Annotated in this window: 4 protein-coding genes; all 4 read left to right on the top strand. The window is 72.9% G+C overall.

The genetic code is table 11. The features are described from left to right. A partial coding sequence (locus H5411_RS46075; RefSeq protein ID WP_183127970.1) for an Hsp70 family protein occupies positions 1–979 on the top strand: 979 nt, incomplete at its 5' end. A gap of 13 nt (positions 980–992) precedes the next feature. Beyond that, positions 993–1,640: a nucleotide exchange factor GrpE gene (locus tag H5411_RS46070; protein ID WP_183127969.1), complete on the top strand. Its 648-nt coding sequence runs from the start codon at positions 993–995 to the stop codon at positions 1,638–1,640. Positions 1,641–1,646: 6 nt separating this feature from the next. After that, a complete protein-coding gene (locus tag H5411_RS46065) occupies positions 1,647–2,663 on the top strand; it encodes a DnaJ C-terminal domain-containing protein (protein ID WP_183127968.1) in 1,017 nt (338 codons plus the stop codon). Continuing rightward, positions 2,660–2,893, top strand: a 234-nt coding sequence (locus H5411_RS46060) for a MerR family transcriptional regulator (protein ID WP_183127967.1), incomplete at its 3' end; no start/stop codon positions are given. The genes H5411_RS46065 and H5411_RS46060, both read left to right, overlap by 4 nt.

The following is a 2,893-nucleotide window of genomic DNA, read 5'->3' as shown; positions in this document are numbered from 1 at the left end:
CGATCTGGTGGAGCGCTGCATGGGCCCGGTGCAGCAGGCGATGGCGGATGCGAAGGTGACCGCGAACGACATCGACGAGGTCATCCTGGTCGGCGGCTCGACCCGGATCCCGGCCGTGCAGCAGCTGGTGCGCCGGTTGACCGGCGGCAAGGACCCGAACATGACGGTCAACCCGGACGAGGTCGTCGCGCTGGGCGCGGCGCTGCAGTCCGCGGTGATCAAGGGCGAGATGTCCGACGTCCTGCTGCTCGACGTCACCCCGCTCTCCCTGGGCGTGGAGACCCTCGGTGGCGTGATGACCAAGGTGATCGAACGCAACACCACCATCCCCGCGCGGCGTAGCGAGGTGTTCTCCACCGCCGAGGACAACCAGAACGCCGTCGACGTGGTGGTGCTGCAGGGCGAGCGGGAACGCGCCGCGGACAACCGGGTGCTGGGCCGGTTCCGGCTGGAGAACATCCGCCCAGCGCCGCGCGGGGTGCCGCAGGTCGAGGTCACCTTCGACATCGACGCCAACGGCATCCTCAACGTCTCCGCCAAGGACAAGGACACCGGCGCCGAGCAGACCATCACGATCAGCGAGAGCTCGAACCTCGACCAGAGCGAGGTGGAGCGGATGGTGGCCGACGCCGAGCGGCACCGTGGCGAGGACGCCAAGATCCGCGAACGCGTCGATGCCCGCAACACCCTGGACACCATCGCCTACCAGGTCGAAAAGCGCCTCGGCGAGCTCGGTGAAGCCGCGCCCGCGCACGAGAAGGCCCGCGCGGAGCTACTGATCGGCGACGCTCACCAGGCCGTCAAGGACGACACCGTCGGCATCGAGCGGCTGCGCGAGCTGACTTCGGAGCTGCAGCAGCTGTTCTACGGCCTGGACACCGCGGCCGGAGGCACCGCTGGCGGCCCGGCCGGTGGCGGTGCCCGGCGTGACGGCGGCGGTGGTGATGACGTGATCGACGCCGAGTTCACCAGCGAGTGAGAGGAGGCACGCCATGGCCGAGGACCGGACCCACACCGGCCCCGGCGAGCACCTCGACCCCGGCGGCCGGGCGACGGTCGGCGAGCAGCAGCAGCCGGAGGAGCGGTTCGTGCGGGAGCGGGCCGAGCCGCCCGCTCCCGAAACTGACCCGGCCTCTCCGACACAGCCCGAGGACGAGGTAGCTCGGCTGCGGGCACAGGTGGCCGAGCTGGAAGACCGGTGGCGGCGAACCGCCGCGGAGCTGGACAACCTGCGCAAGCGGGTGGCCCGCGACGCCGAACGGCAACGCCTTGACGAGCGCGGCCGGGTGGCTGCGGCGTGGCTGCCGGTCGTGGACAACCTCGACCTCGCGTTGACGCACGCCGACGCCGACCCCGGCTCGATCGTGCAGGGCATCCGAGCGGTCCGCGACCAGGCCCTGACGGTGCTGGCCGGACTGGGCTATCCGCGCCGCGACGACCACGGCATGGCGTTCGACCCGACCCGGCACGAGGCCGTGTCCACCCGCGCGAGCACCGAGGCCAAGCCCGGCACCGTGGTCGAGGTGCTGCGCCCCGGCTACGGCGACGCCGACCGGCAACTGCGACCGGCGACCGTCGTGGTCGCCGCCTCCGCACCTGCCGCCGATGACGGATCCCGAGACGAGCGGGGCAGGGGGTGACGCTCGGTGGCTCGTGACTTCTACGAGGCGCTGGGGGTGTCGCGCACCGCCAGCCAGGAGGAGATCCAGCGCGCCTACCGCACGCTGGCCCGCAAGTACCACCCGGACGTGAACAAGCAACCGGGGGCCGAGGACCGGTTCAAGGAGGTCTCCGAGGCGTACCAGGTGCTCTCGGACCCGGAGACGCGGCGCCGCTATGACGCGTTCGGCCCGGACTTCCGGCAGGTGCCCGAGGGCGTCGACCCCGAGACCTGGCGGCGCGCCCGCGCCGGAGCCGGCGCGCGGTCCGGGCCGGGTGCCGGTGGTGAGCGGGTCTGGGTGAACACCGGCCCCGGCGGGTTCGGCTCCGGGGTCGGCGGTGGGTTCGGGTCGCCCTTCGGGGCGGAGTTCGGTGGCGAGTTCGATGTCGAGGATCTGTTCGGCAGCATCTTCGGCCAGCGCACCGGCCGCGCCCGCGGGCAGTCCGTGCGCGGTGCGGACCGGGAGGCCGAACTGGAGCTGACTGTCGAGGAGGCGTACCGGGGCGGGCAGCGTTCTCTGACCCTGCCCGGCCCCGACGGTCCGCGCACGCTGCGGGTGACGATTCCCGCCGGGGTGACCGATGGCCAGCGGATCCGGCTGGCCGGACAGGGCGGACAGGGCATCGGCGCCACCGGGGCGGCGGGCGACCTGTACCTGGTGGTGCGGCTGGCGCCGCACCCGCGCTACCGGGTCGACGGACGAGACCTGACCGTCGATCTGCCGTTGGCGCCGTGGGAGGCCGCCTTGGGCGCGACGGTCGCGGTGGACACCCCCGGCGGACAGACCAAGGTGAAGGTCCCGGCGGGCACCTCCAGCGGCCGACGGCTGCGGCTGCGCGGCCAGGGCATGCCCCACCCGCGCGGCCAGGCCGGTGACCTCTACGCCGAGGCCCGGATCGTGGTGCCTGACCGGCTTACCGACGCCGAGCGCCGGCTGTTCACCGAACTGGCCACAGCCTCGACCTTCGACCCCCGCGGCACGTCGGCGAGGAGGCGGTCATGACCGACAGTTCAATCCCCGGTGCCCCGATGAGCTACGCGTTGATCCGCTACCAGCGCGATCCCGACCGGTATGGGTGGCTGGACCTGGAATCCTTCGCCCGCGCCACCGGCACCCACCCCGACCTGGTGGTCCGGTTGGTCGCGCTGGGGTTGCTCGACCCGGAGCGGGACCGGGCCGGGGCGCTGTGGTTCGCCCCGGACCAGCTGGCGAGGCTGGCCCGCATGCAGCGG

This window comes from Amycolatopsis echigonensis (genome assembly GCF_014174495.1).
In the GTDB taxonomy this organism is placed as follows: domain Bacteria; phylum Actinomycetota; class Actinomycetes; order Mycobacteriales; family Pseudonocardiaceae; genus Amycolatopsis; species Amycolatopsis echigonensis.
This window is presented reverse-complemented; position numbering and strand designations above follow the sequence as displayed.

Bases quoted from the DNA above. Each gene is read 5' to 3' on its own strand.
- H5411_RS46070 (WP_183127969.1), top strand. From the start codon at position 993: ATGGCCGAGGACCGGACCCACACCGGCCCCGGCGAGCACCTCGACCCC.